The 17431-nt window shown below is 65.8% G+C and carries 14 protein-coding genes; 9 read left to right on the top strand and 5 right to left on the bottom strand.

Features of this window, described 5'->3' with window-relative positions; genetic code table 11:
* Positions 1 to 57 precede the first annotated feature (57 nt).
* Positions 58 to 462 carry a thioredoxin family protein gene (locus tag FOB72_RS14910; protein ID WP_150373324.1) on the top strand — a complete coding sequence of 135 codons (405 nt, stop codon included), beginning with the start codon at positions 58 to 60 and terminating at the stop codon, positions 460 to 462.
* 173 nt (positions 463 to 635) lie between these two features.
* On the top strand, positions 636 to 3386 hold the full coding sequence (locus FOB72_RS14905) for a DNA topoisomerase III (protein WP_150373323.1): 2751 nt from the start codon (positions 636 to 638) through the stop codon (positions 3384 to 3386).
* 73 nt (positions 3387 to 3459) lie between these two features.
* Here the strand turns inward: FOB72_RS14905 and FOB72_RS14900 are convergent, their stop codons facing one another.
* Positions 3460 to 4404 (bottom strand): LysR family transcriptional regulator, encoded by a 945-nt coding sequence (locus FOB72_RS14900; protein WP_150373322.1) that lies wholly within the window; start codon positions 4402 to 4404, stop codon positions 3460 to 3462.
* A 177-nt stretch (positions 4405 to 4581) separates the two neighbouring features.
* Here FOB72_RS14900 and FOB72_RS32205 point away from each other — a divergent pair, with 177 nt between their 5' ends.
* Positions 4582 to 4731: a hypothetical protein gene (locus tag FOB72_RS32205; protein WP_191002260.1), complete on the top strand. Its 150-nt coding sequence runs from the start codon at positions 4582 to 4584 to the stop codon at positions 4729 to 4731.
* A gap of 77 nt (positions 4732 to 4808) precedes the next feature.
* On the opposite strand, the gene FOB72_RS14895 is transcribed toward FOB72_RS32205, so the two are convergent.
* The 3 genes from FOB72_RS14895 to FOB72_RS14885 all read right to left on the bottom strand — a co-directional run bounded on the left by FOB72_RS14895 (position 4809) and on the right by FOB72_RS14885 (position 7718).
* Positions 4809 to 5243: a hypothetical protein gene (locus FOB72_RS14895; RefSeq protein WP_150373321.1), complete on the bottom strand. Its 435-nt coding sequence runs from the start codon at positions 5241 to 5243 to the stop codon at positions 4809 to 4811.
* Positions 5244 to 5437: 194 nt separating this feature from the next.
* Positions 5438 to 5632 (bottom strand): YbdD/YjiX family protein, encoded by a 195-nt coding sequence (locus FOB72_RS14890; protein ID WP_006162283.1) that lies wholly within the window; start codon positions 5630 to 5632, stop codon positions 5438 to 5440.
* Positions 5633 to 5645: 13 nt separating this feature from the next.
* Positions 5646 to 7718 carry a carbon starvation CstA family protein gene (locus FOB72_RS14885; RefSeq protein WP_150373320.1) on the bottom strand — a complete coding sequence of 691 codons (2073 nt, stop codon included), beginning with the start codon at positions 7716 to 7718 and terminating at the stop codon, positions 5646 to 5648.
* 149 nt (positions 7719 to 7867) lie between these two features.
* Between FOB72_RS14885 and FOB72_RS14880 the strand changes: the two genes are divergently transcribed.
* From FOB72_RS14880 to FOB72_RS14860, 5 genes are all read left to right on the top strand, one after another.
* On the top strand, positions 7868 to 9277 hold the full coding sequence (locus FOB72_RS14880; RefSeq protein WP_150373319.1) for a cache domain-containing protein: 1410 nt from the start codon (positions 7868 to 7870) through the stop codon (positions 9275 to 9277).
* Positions 9274 to 9960 (top strand): response regulator, encoded by a 687-nt coding sequence (locus FOB72_RS14875; protein WP_150373318.1) that lies wholly within the window; start codon positions 9274 to 9276, stop codon positions 9958 to 9960. Before FOB72_RS14880 ends, FOB72_RS14875 begins: the two co-directional genes overlap by 4 nt.
* Positions 9961 to 10321: 361 nt before the next feature.
* On the top strand, positions 10322 to 11371 hold the full coding sequence (locus tag FOB72_RS14870) for a TRAP transporter substrate-binding protein (RefSeq protein ID WP_223851532.1): 1050 nt from the start codon (positions 10322 to 10324) through the stop codon (positions 11369 to 11371).
* 34 nt (positions 11372 to 11405) lie between these two features.
* A complete protein-coding gene (locus FOB72_RS14865) occupies positions 11406 to 12023 on the top strand; it encodes a TRAP transporter small permease subunit (protein WP_150373317.1) in 618 nt (205 codons plus the stop codon).
* The gene (locus FOB72_RS14860; RefSeq protein ID WP_150373316.1) at positions 12020 to 13945 is read left to right on the top strand and encodes a TRAP transporter large permease subunit; all 1926 of its coding nucleotides are present in this window, start codon (positions 12020 to 12022) and stop codon (positions 13943 to 13945) included. Before FOB72_RS14865 ends, FOB72_RS14860 begins: the two co-directional genes overlap by 4 nt.
* A 63-nt stretch (positions 13946 to 14008) precedes the next feature.
* Here the strand turns inward: FOB72_RS14860 and FOB72_RS14855 are convergent, their stop codons facing one another.
* Positions 14009 to 15862, bottom strand: a complete 1854-nt coding sequence (locus FOB72_RS14855; RefSeq protein ID WP_150373315.1) for a phosphoenolpyruvate carboxykinase (GTP) — start codon at positions 15860 to 15862, stop codon at positions 14009 to 14011.
* Positions 15863 to 16289: 427 nt separating this feature from the next.
* On the opposite strand from FOB72_RS14855, the gene FOB72_RS14850 reads away from it, so the two are divergent.
* Positions 16290 to 17312: a D-2-hydroxyacid dehydrogenase family protein gene (locus tag FOB72_RS14850; protein WP_150373314.1), complete on the top strand. Its 1023-nt coding sequence runs from the start codon at positions 16290 to 16292 to the stop codon at positions 17310 to 17312.
* Positions 17313 to 17431: the final 119 nt, after the last annotated feature.

The raw sequence follows: 17431 nt of genomic DNA, 5'->3' as shown, positions 1-17431 counted from the left end.
AAGCCCCGATACAATGTCCTGCATTGTGTGCGCCAACAGGCTCATGTTTACCTCGCCATGACCGTTTACTTCCCCGAGCGGGATGCCGCCGCCCTTCGCCGGGCCCTTCAGGACCGTCCGGACGGACGGCTCGTCGCATGCCTGTGCGCGGCGTGGTGTGGCACCTGCAAGGATTACGAGGCCGGCTTCGCGGCGTTGGCCGCGCGCCACCCGGCCGACTGTTTCGTCTGGATCGACATCGAAACCCATGCGGATTACCTGGGCGAAGACGTCGATATCGAGAATTTCCCGACGCTGCTGGTGCAGCGGGTGGCAGGCGGCGCGCCGGATTTCTACGGCACCGTGCTGCCTCATCTGGAGGTTCTGGAACGCATGCTGGTGCGGGGGGCCAAGATGCCGGCCCCCGCCGAGGACATGCCAGAAGTGCTCGAGTGGCTGCTTGGTGAAGGTGCCGCGCGATAGGGAGCGTGCCCCGACGGGCGTTCGAGGCCGGCCAGCGCTGGCTTGCACCGCCGTCTGAGTCGCGCTTATTATTGGCGCCTCAAAGCCCAGGCACGCCACATATATAGTGTGCAGTGCATTTTCAAGAGGTGCTGGCTTCTCATTCATGAAGCCATGCCCGCAAGGACCGCTCAATGTCAAAAGCTCTCATCATCGCGGAAAAGCCGTCGGTCGCCGCCGATATCGCGCGCGCCCTCGGGGGCTTTACCAAGCACGACGAGTACTTCGAGAGCGACGACTACGTGCTGTCCTCGGCCGTGGGTCACCTGGTCGAGATCGCGGCGCCCGACGAGTATGAAGTCAAGCGCGGCAAGTGGAGCTTCACCAATCTGCCGGTGATTCCGCCCCATTTCGACCTGCGCCCGATCCCCAAGACCGAATCGCGCCTGAAGGTGCTCAACCGCCTGATCAAGCGCAAGGACGTCACCGCGCTGATCAACGCCTGCGATGCGGGGCGCGAAGGGGAACTGATCTTCCGCCTGATCGCGCAGCAGGCCAAGGCGAAGCAGCCGGTGCGCCGGCTGTGGCTGCAGTCGATGACGCCGCAGTCGATCCGCGACGGGTTTGCGAGCCTGCGCGAGGACATCGACATGATGCCGCTCGCCGATGCGGCCCGCTGCCGTTCCGAGGCGGACTGGCTCGTGGGGATCAACGGCACGCGTGCCATGACCGCGTTCAACAGCAAGGGCGGCGGCTTCTTCCTGACCACCGTGGGCCGCGTGCAGACGCCGACCCTGTCGATCGTCGTGGAGCGCGAGGAGAAGATCAAGCACTTCGTGTCGCGCGACTACTGGGAAGTCCACGCGGAATTCATCGCGGCCGCCGGCCTCTACGAAGGCCGCTGGTTCGATCCGAAGTTCAAGAAGAACGAGTTCGACCCCGAGGCGCGCGAGTCGCGGCTCTGGAGCGAGGCCGAGGCCAAGAGCATCGTCGCGGCGTGCCGCGACAAGCCGGGCACCGTGACCGAGGAGTCGCGCCCGTCCACGCAGCAGTCGCCGGCGCTGTTCGACCTGACCACGCTGCAGCGCGAGGCCAACGGGCGCTTCGGCTTCTCGGCCAAGAACACGCTGGGCCTGGCGCAGGCGCTGTACGAAAAGCACAAGGTGCTGACGTACCCGCGTACCGATGCGCGCGCGCTGCCCGAGGACTATATCGATACGGTCAAGCAGACCATGGACATGCTCGCGGACAGTTCGCCGAACTATCTGTCGCATGCCAAGAAGATCATGAAGAACGGCTGGGTCAAGCCGAACAAGAAGATCTTCGACAACAGCAAGATCAGCGATCACTTCGCCATCATCCCGACGCTGCAGGCGCCGAAGAACCTGTCCGAGCCCGAGCAGAAGCTGTACGACCTCGTCGTGCGCCGCTTCCTCGCGGTGTTCTTCCCCGCGGCCGAGTTCCAGGTGACCACGCGTATCACCGAGGTGGCCGGCCATCATTTCAAGACCGAGGGCAAGGTGCTCGTGAACGCGGGCTGGCTCGAGATCTATGGCCGCGAGGCGCAGGGCAGCAAGGACGGCAAGGAAGATTCGAAGGACAGCAAGGACGCGACGCTCGTGCCGGTGGCCAAGGACGAGAAGGTCCGCACCGACAAGGTCGAGTCCGTGGGCCTGGCCACGCGGCCGCCCGCGCGCTACAACGAAGCGACGCTGCTGTCGGCGATGGAAGGCGCGGGCAAGCTCGTCGACGACGACGCGCTGCGCGAAGCCATGGCCGGCAAGGGCCTTGGCACGCCGGCGACACGCGCGGCCATCATCGAAGGCCTGCTGACCGAGAAGTACCTCGTGCGCGAAGGCCGCGAACTGATTCCGACGGCCAAGGCGTTCCAGCTGATGACGCTGCTGCGCGGCCTCGGCGTGCAGGAACTCACGCAGGCCGAGCTGACCGGCGAGTGGGAACACAAGCTGTCGCAGATCGAGCGCGGCCGCCTCAAGCGCGACGAGTTCATGCGCGAGATCGCGCAGATGACGCAGCAGATCGTGAAGCGCGCGAAGGAGTACGACAGCGACACGATTCCGGGCGACTATGCGTCGCTGGACACGCCGTGCCCGCAATGCGGCAGCCAGGTGAAGGAAAACTACCGCCGCTTCGCGTGTACCGCGTGCGATTTCTCGATCAGCAAGATTCCGGGTGGCCGCCAGTTCGAGATCGAGGAGGTCGAGGAACTGCTGCTCAAGAAGGAAATCGGTCCGCTGCAGGGGTTCCGCAGCAAGATGGGCCGGCCGTTCGCGGCCATCCTGAAGCTCGCGAAGGACGACGAAGGCCATTGGAAGATGGAATTCGACTTCGGCCAGAACGATGACGATAACGATGGCGAACCCGTGGACTTCAGCGAGCAGACGCCGGTCGGCACCTGCCCGAAGTGCGGTGGCTCGGTCTACGAGCACGGCATGAAGTACGTGTGCGAGAACGCGGTGGGCAGCGCCAAGACCTGCGACTTCACGAGCGGCAAGATCATCCTGCAGCAGGAAATCTCGCGCGAGCAGATCGGCAAGCTGCTGACCGACGGCCGCACGGATCTGCTGACGGGTTTCAAGTCGTCGCGCACGGGCCGCAACTTCAAGGCGTTCCTCGCCAAGCAGCCGGACGGCAAGATCGGCTTCGAGTTCGAGGCGCGCGAGCCCAAGGCCGGTGCCAAGGGTGCCGCGGCCAAGACGAGTGCCAAGACCGCCGCCGGCAAGGGCGATGCGGACGCACCGGCCGAGCAGGCATCGGCGAAGGCGCCCGTGAAGTCGGCTGCGAAGACGACCACTAAATCGGCGGCCACCAAATCGGCGGCCAAGAAGGCGCCGGCCAAGGCGCCCGCGAAGACTGCCGCCAAAAAGGTGCCCGCGAAGGCCGCCGCGAAGAAGACCAAGGCCACCGCCGAGGTTGACGAGTAATCGTCGCGGGCGGGATAAAAAAACCGGGGCTCGACCCCGGTTTTTTTTCGCCTCGCTTTTTGATACCCGGTCTTTATCGCCCTTCGCCGGCCAGCGCGCTCGCGCGCTTGTGCGCTTCCGCTTCCACCGCGCGCTGCTTGCCTTCCTCGAGCAGGAAATCGATAAACGCGCGCACCTTCGTGGGCAGGAACTTGCGGCTCGGGTAGACCACGCTGATATCGCGCCGCGGCAGTTGGTACTGCGGCAGGATATGGGTCAGCAGGCCAGCCTCGATATTGGGCCGCGCGAGGTACGAGGACAGCATGGCGATGCCCATGTCGGCCAGCGCGGCCTGATGGGCGAGCTCGGCATTGCTGCACAGCAGCCCGGGGCGGATCGGCACGGTCACCTCGCCCTCCGGCCCGGACAGCGTCCACTCGTGCTCCGCGTTGGGCAGGCGCATGGCGATGCAGCGGTGATGCGAGAGGTCGTGCGCGTGGCGCAGCGGCGCGTGTTCGCGCAGATAGCCCGGCGATGCGCAGAGGATTATCTCCGCCGAGATCAGCGGGCGCGCCACCAGATGGGAGCCGAGCCCGAGGTCGGACAGCATCACGGCGACGTCCCTGCCCTCTTCCACGATATCGACGTTCCGATCGGACAGCAGCACGTCGAATACCACATCGGGATACAGGCGCTGGAAGCGCGCGAGCGTATGCGGCAGCAGATGGAGGCCGAACATCACCGGCGTGACGAGCCGCAGCGTGCCCGATAGCGACTGGCTGCGCGCGGTGACGACCGCCTCCGCTTCTTCCACGTCTTCGAGGATCTGGGAGCAGCGCAGCAGATAGGTTTCGCCGGCGTCGGTCAGCGACAGGCTGCGCGTGGTGCGGTTGAGCAGCCGCGTGCCGAGGTGGCTTTCCAGATCGGCCACGTAGCGCGTGACGACGGCATTGGACATCTCCAATTGCTGCGCCGCACGGGCGAAACTGCCAAGTTCGACCACCTTGGCGAACACGCGCATCGATTGAAGCCGATCCATGACACAGTCTCCCGTTTCAACCGTGGACTTTTACACGATCTGCGTGATTTATTGTTGAAATCACAATCAATCATTGTGGATAGGCTTGTTTATGCATATCCGGGAAACGCCTAATATCGGCGCGGTACGGTGTCGCGGTGCAGCATGGGCGACAAGTTCTTATCCACAGGATCCATCATGAAGCGCCTTGCCCTCGTTCCCGCCCTCCTCGCCCTCGTCGCCGCCCTCTTTACCGCCCCCGCGTTTGCCAAGGCCGGCCAGTTCGATGTGTTCACCGATGGCATGAAGGCGAAGTTCGACGTCTTTACGGACGGCGCCTCGCGCTGAACGAGTGCGCAGCGCCGAATGCAAAAAGGCCGTACCCATTGGGTACGGCCTTTTTGCTTGCCACGGGTCCTGACGGATCAGTCGTGACGATGCTTACGATGCTTGCTGCGCTTGTAGTAGCGGCGATCGTCGTCATAGGAGTTGCTGCGCGACACGTTGCCGCCGAGCGCCGCGCCAGCCGCGCCGCCGAGGCCCGCGCCCACGAGGCCGCCGGTGCGGCCGCCCATGGCATTGCCCGCCGCGGTGCCCGCACCGCCGCCAAGCGCGCCGCCGATGATCGCGCCGGTCCGTTCGCGACGGTTCGACGTGATCGCGCCACCCGCGCCACCGCCGACCGCGCCGCCGATCACGGCACCGGTGCTGCCGCCGAGCGCGCCGCCGACCGCCGCGCCGGCTACGCCGCCGAGACCGCCGCCAAGGGCGTTGTTCAGGTCACCGCCTGCGAGGGCCGGCAGTGCGGAAGCCGAAAGGATCAGAGCCAGGCTCAGGCTGCGAACGGTTTGGATAGACATCGTATTTTCCTTGATTGATTGTCTGGAACGGAGTGTAGATAAGGTGCCAAATCGTTGCTGTAACGGGGTGTAAGCCCTGTAACCCTACTCCAGAAACGTTGTTTCCACGCCGCTTTGCGCTTGGATGTCCACACAAAAAAACAACGGCGGCCGTGGCGGGCCGCCGTTTTCCAGGCGCGAGGGCCGTTACAGGCTCAGCAGCATTTGCCCTGTCCGCCGCCGTACCGGGCCTCCTGACGTTCGCGGAAGAACGCCTCGTACGTCATCGGTTCGCGGTCCGGGTGCGTCGCTTCCATGTGGGCCACGTACGTCTGGTAGTCGGGCAGGCCGACCATCAGCCGCAGAGACTGGCCGAGGTAGCGGCCCATGGTGCCGAGTTGCTCGAGCATGATGGCCCTCCGCTCAGGACTGCGACGAGGCTGCCGCGGGCAGCGGTTCGAACGGCGTTTCGCGATCGGTCGGACGCGCGGCCTGGCGGGCCTGCATCGCCGTCTTGAAGCCGTACGCGACGATCGACAGCACCACGAAGATGAACAGCGCGCAGAGGCCGGCGTCCAGGTAGTCGTTGAAGACGATGCGGTGCATCTGCTCCATCGACTTGGCCGGCGCGAGCACCTTGCCCTGCTCGATCGCTTCGCTGAACTTTGCCGCGTGGGTCAGGAAGCTGACCTTCGGATCGGCATGGAACAGCTTCTGCCAGCCGGCGGTCAGCGTGCAGACGAGCAGCCAGACGGTCGGCACCAGCGTGACCCACGCGTACTGGCCGCGCTTCATCTTGACCAGCACGCACGTGCCGAGCACCAGCGCCACGGCGGCCAGCATCTGGTTCGAGATGCCGAACAGCGGCCACAGCGTGTTGATGCCGCCGAGCGGATCGACCACGCCCTGATACAGGAAGTAGCCCCAGGCCGCCACCGTCAGCGCCGTGGCGATCAGGTTGGCCGGCAGCGATTCCGTGCGCTTGAGCGACGGCACGAAGCTGCCGAGCAGATCCTGCAGCATGAAGCGGCCGGCGCGCGTGCCCGCATCGACGGCGGTGAGGATGAACAGCGCTTCGAACAGGATCGCGAAGTGATACCAGAACGCCATCATCGCCTGGCCACCGACCACCTGATGCAGGATGTGGGCGATGCCGACGGCCAGCGTCGGCGCACCGCCGGCGCGCGAGATGATGGTGTGTTCGCCGACGTCCTTGGCGGTCTGTACCAGCACGTCGGGCGTGATCACGAAGCCCCAGGTGGATACGGCCTGCGCCACCGCTTCCGGCGTGGTGCCGATGACGGCCGCCGGGCTGTTCATCGCGAAGTAGATGCCCGGCTCGATCACCGAGGCGGCGACGAGCGCCATGATCGCGACGAACGACTCGGCCAGCATCGCGCCGTAGCCGATGAAGCGTGCGTGCGATTCGTTCTCGAGCAGCTTGGGCGTGGTGCCCGACGAGATCAGTGCATGGAAGCCGGAGACGGCGCCGCACGCGATGGTGATGAACAGGAACGGGAACAGGTTGCCCGACCACACCGGACCGTTGCCCTGCGCGAACTGCGTGAACGCGGGCATCTTGAGTTCGGGCGCGACGATCACGATGCCGATGGCCAGCGCGATGATCGTGCCGATCTTCAGGAACGTGGACAGGTAATCGCGCGGCGCGAGCAGCAGCCACACGGGCAGCACGGCGGCGATGAAGCCGTAGATGATCAGCATCCACGTGAGCGCCTTGCCGTCGTACGTGAACAGCGGCGCGAGCGTGGCGCTTTCATGCACGTACTGGCCGCCGATGATGGCGAGCATCAGCAGCACGAAGCCGATGACCGACACTTCGCCGATGCGGCCCGGACGCAGGTAGCGCGTGTAGATGCCCATGAACAGCGCGATGGGAATCGTCACGGCCACGGTGAACGTGCCCCACGGCGAGCCGGCCAGTGCCTTCACGACGATCAGGGCCAGCACCGCGAGGATGATGATCATGATCATGAAGCAGCCGAACAGCGCGATCAGGCCGGGCACGGTGCCCATCTCCGACTTCACGAGGTCGCCCAGCGAGCGGCCGTCGCGGCGCGTGGAGATGAACAGGATCATGAAGTCCTGCACCGCGCCGGCGAACACCACGCCCGCGAGAATCCACAGCATGCCGGGCATGTAGCCCATCTGCGCGGCCAGCACGGGACCGACGAGCGGGCCGGCGCCGGCGATCGCGGCAAAGTGGTGGCCGAACAGCACCGCCTTGTTGGTGGGTACGTAGTCGAGGCCGTCGTTATGGCGCCAGGCCGGCGTCATCCGCCTGGGGTCGAGCTGCATCACCTTTTCGGCGATGAAGCGGCTGTAGTAGCGATAGGCGATCAGGTAGATGCAGATCGCGGCCACCACGATCCATAGTGCGCTGACGGCCTCCCCGCGCGACAGCGCGACCGTGGCGAAGGCAAAGGCGCCGATGACGGCGACTGCCAGCCACATGAGGTGTTCCGAGATGCGATTCATGTGTGAAAGGTCTCCTCTTTTTACGGCGTGTAGTATTGATACCCGCCCCTGCCCACACAAGCGCGTAACTACGCAGCGCGCCTGCGTAGTACTACGCAGGCCGACGATGACACGCGGCCTTGCGGGCGTCGGTGTTTACCCCCGGACCCATGAAACTGCGTCAGAAGATCCTCTTGCTCGCCGTTGCGCCCCTCGCGGTGGCGATGCTCGGCATCGCGCTGGCGGTGCGCTATCAGGCCACCGCGCTCGCCCGCCACGAGCGCGCGCTGGTGGAGGCCGCGTACCTCCAGAGCAAGGAAATGGAACTCCGGCATTACGTGGAGCTGGCGCAGAGCACGATCGCGCCGATGTTGCGCTCGGGCCGCAACGACGCGGCCACGCGCCAGGCCGCGATGGAGGCGCTGGCGCGCCTCGACTACGGTCCGGACGGCTACTTCTTCCTCTACGACATGCAGGGCCGCAACCTCATGCATCCGCGCCAGCCAGAGCTCGTGGGGCAGGATCTCTGGCTGATGCGCGACCCCGAGGGCGCGCTGACCATCCAGAGGCTCATCGAGGCCGCGTCGAAGGGCGGCGGTTCCGTGCGATACCTGTGGAAGAAGCCGTCGTCGCAGCAGGTGGCGCCGAAGCTCGGCTACGTGGTGGCCGTACCCGAATGGAACTGGATGGTCGGCACCGGCATCTACCTCGACGACGTCGAGGAGACGTTGCGGCGCCTGGACGCGCGCGCGGCGATCGATATCCGCGACACCATGGCATGGATTGGCGTGATCGCGGCCATCAGCATCCTGCTCGTCGCCGCGAGCGGGCTGGCGCTGAACGTCAGCGAGCATCGCGAGGCCGACGCCAAGCTGCGGCAGCTTGCGCAACGCGTGGTGCAGTCGCAGGAACAGGAACGCGCGCGGCTCTCGCGCGAGCTCCATGACGGCGTGAGCCAGTTACTGGTGTCGGTGAAGCTCGTACTCGAGACCGCGGCCAACCGGCTGCGCCTCGCGCCCGCCGAAAGCGCGTCCGTGGTGCCCGTGCTCGGCATGGCGCTGAACCGCCTCGACACCGTGTTCAACGAAGTGCGCCGCGTCGCGCGCAACCTGCGCCCCGCCCTGCTCGACGATCTGGGCCTGCACGCGGCACTGCAGCATCTGGCGCGCGAGATGCAGGAAGGCAGCGCGCTGCAGGTCGAGGTGACGCAGCACGGCACGCCGCGCGAGCTGCCCGAGGAGCAGGCCACCGCGCTGTTCCGCATCGCGCAGGAAGCGCTGACCAACGTCGAACGCCATGCGCATGCGCGTCGCGTGTTCGTGACGCTCGATTTCGCGGACGATGCCACGCGCCTCACGGTCCGTGACGATGGCGCGGGTTTCGACGTCGCGCGCATGCAGATGGACCCGAACCGCGGCATCGGCCTGCGCAACCTGCGCGAGCGCATGGCCGCGCTCGGCGGGTCGTTCGACATCGCCTCCGGTCTCGCGGGGACGCGCCTCGTGGCGTCGCTGCCGCGCGTCACTCCCGTGGCAGCCGTGACACCCTCCCCAGAATCTTCCGATATCTCGCCGTCATGAATGTGTTTTCGGATGCCGCCGCGCCGGCGCGCGTACTGCTGATCGACGACCACGCGCTCGTGCGCGACGGCATGCGCATGCATCTGACGCTGCAGCCAGGGCTCGAAGTGGTCGGCGAGGCCGACGATGGCGAGGCCGCGCTCGCGTGGCTCGCGCGGGCCGGCGAGGCGAACCTGCCCGAACTCGTGATTACCGATATCGGCATGCGCGGCATGGGCGGGATCGCGCTGGCGGGCGCGCTTCACGATGCGTACCCCGAGCTGGCGGTGCTGATCGTATCGATGCACGACAACCTCGAGTACGTGCGGCAGGCGGTGCGCGCGGGCGCGCGCGGCTACGTGCTCAAGGACGCGCCGGCCGACGAACTGCTCGCGGCAATCCAGGCCGTGCTCGCGGGACGCGTGTTCTACAGCGCGCGTATCGCGCGCGCGATGGCGGAGCAGTCGGGAAGCCCGCTCGACGCGCTGACGCCGCGCGAGCGCGACATCCTCAACGGCATCGGGCGCGGCCTCGCCAACAAGGAAATCGCCGCGAATCTCGGCGTCTCCGTGCGCACGGTCGAGACCCATCGACTGAACCTCAAGCGCAAGCTCGGCATCGAAGGCCGCGCCGGTCTCGTCAAGTATGCAGTGCAGCAATTAGGCACGAGCGGGACCCCCGAACACGAGAGCAGTCAGGTCTGAAGGGTATTCCCTACATTGTTGACGTGATGCGCGCTTCCTAAGATCAATACAACCAAAGGCCAAGGAGATTGCCTCTAATGTCTCCACGCGTCGCAGACATGCGGCGCGCATGCGCCTCGCACCGATTCTTTCCGTTCCATTGTTGACGTTTGCCAGCGGCGTGGGCGCTTTCGCCCGCGCGGCATGGCGACGGCCAGGCATTTCGTGTCGGTCCAAACCAACAGCAGGGGAGACAGTCATGGCAGCAAGGCGCAAAGGCAGCAAGGTCGTTGTCGTGGAGGGAACGGGTACGGGCGCCGCGGCGCCATCGCGCCGCGGATTCCTCGGAGGCGCCGCCGCCGCGGCGACGGGCGTGGCGACGATGGGTTTCCCCGCGATCGTGAAGGCACAGGGACCGGTGAGCATGCGGTGGCAAAGCACCTGGCCCACGAAGGACATCTTCCACGAGTTCGCCGGCGACTTCGTCAAGAAGGTCAACGACATGTCCGGCGGCGAGCTGCGCATCGAGCTGTTGCCGGCCGGTGCCGTGGTCAAGGCGTTCGACCTGATCGACGCGGTGAACAAGGGCACGCTCGACGGCGGCCATGGCGTGATCGCCTACTGGTACGGCAAAAACTCGGCGCTGGCGTTGTGGGGGTCCGGTCCCGCCTGGGGCATGGACGGCAACATGGTGCTCGCGTGGCACAAGTTCGGCGGCGGCAAGGAGCTGCAGGAGGAGATCTACCGCAGCCTGAACCTCGACGTGGTCTCGTTCATGTACGGACCGATGCCGACCCAGCCGCTCGGCTGGTTCAAGAAGCCGATCACGAAGCCCGATGACTTCAAGGGGCTCAAGTTCCGCACGGTGGGCCTGTCGATCGATATCTTCACGGGTCTCGGCGCGGCCGTGAACGCGCTGCCCGGCGCGGAGATCGTGCCGGCGATGGACCGCGGCCTGCTCGATGCGGCCGAGTTCAACAACGCGAGCTCCGATCGCGCGCTCGGCTTCCCCGACGTGTCCAAGGTCTGCATGCTGCGCAGCTTCCACCAGTGCTCGGAGCAGTTCGAGGTGCTGTTCAACAAGAAGCGCTACGACGCACTCTCGCCGAAGCTGCGCGCGGTCATCGCCAATGCCGTCGATGCGAGCTCCGCGGAGATGTCGATGAAGGCGATCGACCGGTACTCGAAAGACTATCAGGCCTTGCAGGAACAGGGGGTGAAGTTCTACGCGACGCCGAACTCGGTGCTGCAGGCGCAGCTGAAGGTCTGGGACGAGATCGTCGCGCGCAAGGAGAAGGAAAACCCGATGTTCAAGAAGGTCAACGACTCGATGAAGGCGTTCGCGCAGCGCAGCACGCGCTGGCAGAACGACACCAACGTCGATTACCGGATGGCCTCGTCGTATTACTTCTCCACGAAGAAGAGCGGCTGACTTTTCCTTCCTGCCCTATCTGGGGAGCGGTCTCGTGCAAACACTGCTGCTGGGTATCGACAAGATCAGTACCCTCGTGGGACAGGCCGCCTCGTGGCTGATCATCGCGCTTACGCTGATGATCAGTTACGAGGTGTTCTCGCGCTACGCGCTGGGGACGCCGCACGCGTGGGTGTTCGACGCGAGCAACATGCTGTACGGCGCGTTGTTCATGCTCGGCGGCGCGTACACGCTGGCCAAGCGCGGGCATGTGCGCGGCGACATCCTGTACGGGTTTCTGTCACCGCGCGCGCAGGCCGCGATCGACCTCGTGCTGTATCTCGTGTTCTTCTTTCCCGGCGTGATCGCGCTCGCCTGGGCGGGCCTCGATTTCTTCGAGGTCTCGCTCGCGCAGAACGAGCACTCGTCGATCGCCGCCGACGGTCCGCCGATCTATCCGTTCAAGGCCGTGATACCGGTGGCGGGCGCGCTGCTGTTGCTGCAGGGCGTGGCCGAGGTCATCCGTTGCGTGCTCTGCCTCATGCATGGCGACTGGCCGCGGCGGGAAGAGGATGTCGAGGAGGTCGATGTCGACAAGCTCAAGCAGATGGTCGGCAAGGAAGAACCGCTGGCCGCCAGGGCGGACCCTACCGTGGAGAGCACCGCGCGATGAGAAAGGAACTGTGGTTCGGTATCACGCTGATGGTGCTGATCGTCGGCGCGGTCGTGTGGTTCATGCCCGCGCCCTCGATGTGGACCAACGGCCATCTCGGCCTGCTGATGCTCGCGCTGATCGTGGTCGCGATCATGCTCGGATTTCCCACCGCGTTCACGCTGATGGGCATGGGCGTGCTGTTCGCCTGGCTCGCGTACCGGCACGCGAACCCCGATATCGCGGTGGAGCAGACCCTCGACCTCATGGTGCAGCGCGCGTACGCGGTGATGACCAACGACGTGCTGATCTCCATTCCGCTGTTCGTGTTCATGGGCTATCTGGTCGAGCGCGCGAACCTGATCGAGAAGCTGTTCCGCAGCCTGCATCTGGCGCTTGCATGGCTGCCGGGCTCGCTCGCGGTGGCCACGCTCATCACGTGCGCGGTGTTCGCCACCGCCACCGGCATCGTCGGCGCGGTGGTGACGCTGATGGGGCTGCTCGCGTTTCCGGCGATGCTGCGCGCGGGCTACAGCACGCAGCTGTCGGCGGGCGCGGTGACGGCCGGCGGCTGCCTCGGCATCCTGATTCCGCCATCGGTGCTGCTGATCGTCTACGGCGCGACGGCCGGGGTCTCGGTCGTGCAGCTCTACGCGGGCGCGTTCTTCCCCGGCCTGATGCTGGCGGGGCTCTATATCCTCTACGCGATCCTCATCGCCAGGATCAAGCCGTCGCTCGCGCCGCCGCTGGCCGCCGAGGACCGTGTGATTCCGCTCACGACGTTCGCCGCCACGCTGCGCGATACCGTGAGCCGTCGCGCGCTGCCCGCGCTGCTCGGCGCGCTCAAGGGCCGCCGCAATGCCGACGTGCCCGTGGGCTACGTGATGCGGCAGCTTGGCGTGGTGCTGATGCCCGCGTTCGCGGTGGCGGTGGCGATGAGCCTGATGTACGCGGCGGTCACCGCGCCGAAGTCCGTCGCGAGCGTCGGCGGTGCCGTGGAAATGGGCGCGGTCGGCGAGAGCGAGACATCGTCGTTCGATTCGCTGCAGGCCCCGCCGGGCGAGAGCGATGCCTCGGCCCTGTCTCCCGCACAGGACGCCGCACCCGCGGTCACGCCGAAGCCCGTCACGCCGCAGGACATGGCGCCGGCCGTGTCCACGCCCGCGGCCGAGGCAGATGCCCCGGCGACGCCGGCACCGATGTGGTTCTGGATCACGCTGGCCGTGGTCGCGCTAGGCCTCGTGGTGTTCTACTGGTACTTCAGTTTCGCGCGGCTCGAGATCTTCAAGCTGCTGCTGTCCTCGTTCTTCCCGCTCGCGGTGATGATCATCGCCGTGCTTGGCTCCATCGTGTTCGGCCTTGCCACGCCGACGGAGGCCGCGGCGGTGGGGTCGCTCGGCGGCGCGCTGCTGGCAGCCGCGTATGGGCAGCTCAACTACAACGTCGTACGCGAGTCGGTGTTCCTCACCGTCAAGACGAGCGCGATGGTGTGCTGGCTGTTCGTGGGGTCGTCGATCTTCTCGGCCGCGTTCGCGCTGCTGGGCGGGCAGGCGCTGGTCGAGGCGTGGGTGCTGTCGATGGACCTGACGCCCGTGCAGTTCATGATCCTCGCGCAGATCATCATCTTTCTGCTGGGCTGGCCGCTCGAATGGACGGAGATCATCATCATCTTCATGCCGATCTTCATCCCGCTGCTCGATAACTTCGGCATCGATCCGCTGTTCTTCGGGCTGCTCGTCGCGCTGAACCTGCAGACCGCGTTCCTCTCGCCGCCGGTGGCGATGGCGGCGTTCTACCTCAAGGGCGTGGCGCCGCCGCACGTGACGCTGAACCAGATCTTTGTCGGCATGCTGCCGTTCATGGGCATCCAGCTGATCGCGCTCGCGCTGCTCTATATTTTTCCGGGCATCGGGTTATGGTTGCCCGAGGTGTTGTACCGGTAGGCGACCGCGCCAATAAAAAACGGCCCCCAGAGGGGCCGTTTCGTTTCCTGCCGTCGCGATGCCTTAACCGAGGCGCTTTTCCAGCGCGGCCTTGGTGTCCACGAGTTCCTGCGGCAGATGGTGCTTCAACTGCGTGAACAGTTCCTCGTGCAGGGCCAGCTCACGCTTCCATGCATCGGCGTCGATCGACGTCACCTGGTCGAACTGGGTCGTGTTGAAGTCCAGGCCGTTCCAGTTCAGGTCGTCGTAGCGCGGCGAGGTGCCGAACACGTGCTCGGCGCCCTGGCCCTTGCCTTCCACGCGGTCGATCATCCACGACAGCACGCGCATGTTCTCGCCGAAGCCCGGCCACACGAAGTTGCCGTCGGCGTCCTTGCGGAACCAGTTCACGCAGTAGAACTTCGGGAGCTTCGCGCTCGAGGCTTCCAGCTTCTTGCCCAGCGCGAGCCAGTGGCCGAAGTAGTCGGCCATGTTGTAGCCGCAGAACGGCAGCATCGCGAACGGGTCGCGGCGCACCACGCCCTGCTGGCCCGCGGCCGCGGCGGTCGTCTCGGAGCCCATGGTCGCGGCCATGTACACGCCTTCGGTCCAGTTGCGCGCTTCGGTCACCAGCGGCACCGTCGTCGAGCGGCGGCCGCCGAAGATGAACGCGTCGATCGCGACGCCGGCCGGGTTGTCCCAGTTCTCGTCGATGGACGGGCACTGCGATGCGGGCGCGGTGAAGCGTGCGTTCGGGTGCGCGGCCTTGGCACCGGTCTCCTTCGCGATGGCCGGCGTCCAGTCCTTGCCCTGCCAGTCGATCAGGTGCGCGGGCGCTTCCTTGGTCATGCCTTCCCACCACACGTCGCCATCGTCGGTCAGCGCGACGTTGGTGAAGATGACGTTCTCCTTGAGGGTCGCCATCGCGTTGTAGTTGGTCTTCTCGCTCGTGCCCGGTGCCACGCCGAAATAGCCGGCTTCCGGGTTGATCGCGTACAGGCGGCCGTCCTGGCCCGGCTTGATCCAGGCGATGTCGTCACCGATCGTGGTGACCTTCCAGCCCTCGAAGCCCTTGGGCGGAATCAGCATCGCGAAGTTGGTCTTGCCGCAGGCCGACGGGAATGCCGCGGCCACGTGGTACTTCTTGCCTTCGGGCGACGTCACGCCGAGGATCAGCATGTGCTCGGCCAGCCAGCCTTCGTCGCGGCCCATCGTGGAGGCGATTCGCAGCGCGAAGCACTTCTTGCCCAGCAGCGCGTTGCCGCCGTAGCCCGAGCCGAACGACCAGATCTCGCGCGTGGTCGGGAAGTGGACGATGTACTTGGTCGGGTTGCACGGCCACGGCACATCCTTCTCGCCGGCGGCGAGCGGCTTGCCCACGGTGTGCACGCACGGCACGAATTCGCCATCGGTGCCCAGCACGTCGTACACGGCCCGGCCCATGCGGGTCATGATGCGCATGTTCACGGCGACGTAAGGCGAGTCCGACAGTTCGACGCCGATATGCGCGATCGGCGAGCCCAGCGGGCCCATCGAGAACGGCACCACGTACAGCGTGCGGCCGCGCATGCAGCCGTCGAACAGGCCATTGAGCGTCTGGCGCATCTCGGCCGGCGCGGTCCAGTTGTTGGTGGGGCCGGCGTCTTCCTGCTTGTCGGTGCAGATGAAGGTACGGTCTTCGACGCGCGCGACGTCCGACGGATCGGACAGCGCGAGGAACGAGTTCTTGCGCTTGGCGGGGTTCAGGCGCTGCATCGTGCCGGCCTCGACCATCAGGTCGCAGAGGCGGTCGTATTCTTCCTGCGAACCGTCGCACCAGTAGATGTTGTCGGGTTTGGTCAGCGCGGCGATCTCAGCGACCCAGGAGATGAGCTTCTGGTGCTTGACCCAGGCCGGGACATTCAGAGCCGGGGTGCCTTGCATTGCGGGGTGGTTCATTGTGGTTACTCCAAAGCGACTAAAGAATTCTGGCAAAGCCACGCCGGTGTTTGGCATGATGCACATCGCCTCAATCGTCACATCCCGTTACAACTCCGGGACGGCGAATTCCCAGCAAAATATCGCGGCGGTCGCTGCGGCTGCGATAAAGTTGCGCTTCGCCCGTCCTCGGGTGCGGCGCGGCTTTGTCCGGCGACAGTCCACACACTTCACAATGGGAGCATGGCTCGACCATCGCGTGTGTAGGTGTTGACAGGAGCGGGCAAGGATACCACTGCTGCACCTCGCTGTTTTTTGCTGCGCAGCATTGCCAAAGACAATATTGTCGATGAGATTGCTGCGCGATCTGGATGCCAACCATACTGTCCGGCGCGCCGCGGCTCTGTTGCCGCGCGCACCAAGCTTCGCTGAAGTCAAAGAGTCACCGATGAAGATTGCCGTTCTCGACGATTACCAGGACGCCGTGCGGAAGCTGCCCTGCTTCGCGCTGCTGGAAGGCCACGACGTCAAGGTCTTCAACAATACCGTGAAGGGCGTGGGCCAGCTGGCCGCGCGCCTGTCCGACGTGGAAGCGCTCGTGCTGATCCGCGAGCGCACGCGTGTCACGCGCCAGCTTCTGGAGAAGCTGCCCAAGCTCAAGATCATCAGCCAGACCGGCCGCGTGGGCGGCCAGGGCGGGCATATCGACCTCGAGGCCTGCACCGACCGCGGTGTGGTGGTGCTCGAAGGCACGGGCTCGCCGGTGGCGCCGGCCGAACTGACGTGGGCGCTGATCATGGCCGCGCAGCGGCGGATTCCGCAGTACGTCGCCAGCCTCAAGCACGGGGCGTGGCAGCAGTCGGGCCTCAAGTCGACGACCATGCCGCCGAACTTCGGCCTCGGCCAGGTCCTGCGCGGGCAGACGCTCGGCATCTGGGGCTACGGCAAGATCGGCAAGCTGCTGGCCGGTTACGGCCGCGCGTTCGGCATGAACGTGCTCGTGTGGGGCCGCGAGGGCTCGCAGCAGTCGGCCCGCGACGACGGCCTCAACGTCGCCGAGTCCGCCGAGCAGCTGTTTGCGGACAGCGACGTGCTGACCCTGCATCTGCGGCTCAACGACGAGACGCGCGGCATCGTGCGTCTGGCGGACCTGCAGCGCATGAAGCCGACCGCGCTGTTCGTCAATACGAGCCGTGCCGAGCTGATCGAGGAGAACGCGCTGGTGGCGGCGCTCAATCGCGGCCGGCCGGGCATGGCGGCCGTCGATGTGTTCGAGTCGGAGCCGATCCTGCAGGGCCATGCGCTGCTGCGCATGGAGAACTGCATCTGCACGCCGCACCTCGGCTACGTCGAGCGCGACAGCTACGAGCTCTACTTCCGCACCGCGTTCCAGAACATTCTGGACGTGCTCGCGGGCAAGCACGACAGCATCGCGAACCCGAAGGCGCTGACACCCGCGCTCTCGCGGTAGGACGCATCCGGGTACGCCCGCGCGTCGGCGCCCGCCGACGCACGGGCGCGTGGGTTCGCCCACATTCAAACGTGCACTTCCGTCGCTACACTGGTCGCATCCTCGATCCGTCGATGTCG

The organism is Cupriavidus pauculus (genome assembly GCF_008693385.1).
Classification (GTDB): domain Bacteria; phylum Pseudomonadota; class Gammaproteobacteria; order Burkholderiales; family Burkholderiaceae; genus Cupriavidus; species Cupriavidus pauculus_D.
Note: the sequence above shows the minus strand (reverse complement) of the source record. Positions and strands in the feature narration are given on the sequence as shown.

Excerpts from the sequence above, each read along its gene's own strand:
- FOB72_RS14910 (WP_150373324.1), top strand. The coding sequence starts at position 58 with ATGACCGTTTACTTCCCCGAGCGGGATGCCGCCGCCCTTCGCCGGGCC.
- FOB72_RS14905 (WP_150373323.1), top strand. The coding sequence starts at position 636 with ATGTCAAAAGCTCTCATCATCGCGGAAAAGCCGTCGGTCGCCGCCGAT.
- FOB72_RS14900 (WP_150373322.1), bottom strand. The coding sequence starts at position 4,404 with ATGGATCGGCTTCAATCGATGCGCGTGTTCGCCAAGGTGGTCGAACTT.
- FOB72_RS32205 (WP_191002260.1), top strand. The coding sequence starts at position 4,582 with ATGAAGCGCCTTGCCCTCGTTCCCGCCCTCCTCGCCCTCGTCGCCGCC.
- FOB72_RS14895 (WP_150373321.1), bottom strand. The coding sequence starts at position 5,243 with ATGTCTATCCAAACCGTTCGCAGCCTGAGCCTGGCTCTGATCCTTTCG.
- FOB72_RS14890 (WP_006162283.1), bottom strand. The coding sequence starts at position 5,632 with ATGCTCGAGCAACTCGGCACCATGGGCCGCTACCTCGGCCAGTCTCTG.
- FOB72_RS14885 (WP_150373320.1), bottom strand. The coding sequence starts at position 7,718 with ATGAATCGCATCTCGGAACACCTCATGTGGCTGGCAGTCGCCGTCATC.
- FOB72_RS14880 (WP_150373319.1), top strand. The coding sequence starts at position 7,868 with ATGAAACTGCGTCAGAAGATCCTCTTGCTCGCCGTTGCGCCCCTCGCG.
- FOB72_RS14875 (WP_150373318.1), top strand. The coding sequence starts at position 9,274 with ATGAATGTGTTTTCGGATGCCGCCGCGCCGGCGCGCGTACTGCTGATC.
- FOB72_RS14870 (WP_223851532.1), top strand. The coding sequence starts at position 10,322 with ATGGGTTTCCCCGCGATCGTGAAGGCACAGGGACCGGTGAGCATGCGG.
- FOB72_RS14860 (WP_150373316.1), top strand. The coding sequence starts at position 12,020 with ATGAGAAAGGAACTGTGGTTCGGTATCACGCTGATGGTGCTGATCGTC.
- FOB72_RS14855 (WP_150373315.1), bottom strand. The coding sequence starts at position 15,862 with ATGAACCACCCCGCAATGCAAGGCACCCCGGCTCTGAATGTCCCGGCC.
- FOB72_RS14850 (WP_150373314.1), top strand. The coding sequence starts at position 16,290 with ATGAAGATTGCCGTTCTCGACGATTACCAGGACGCCGTGCGGAAGCTG.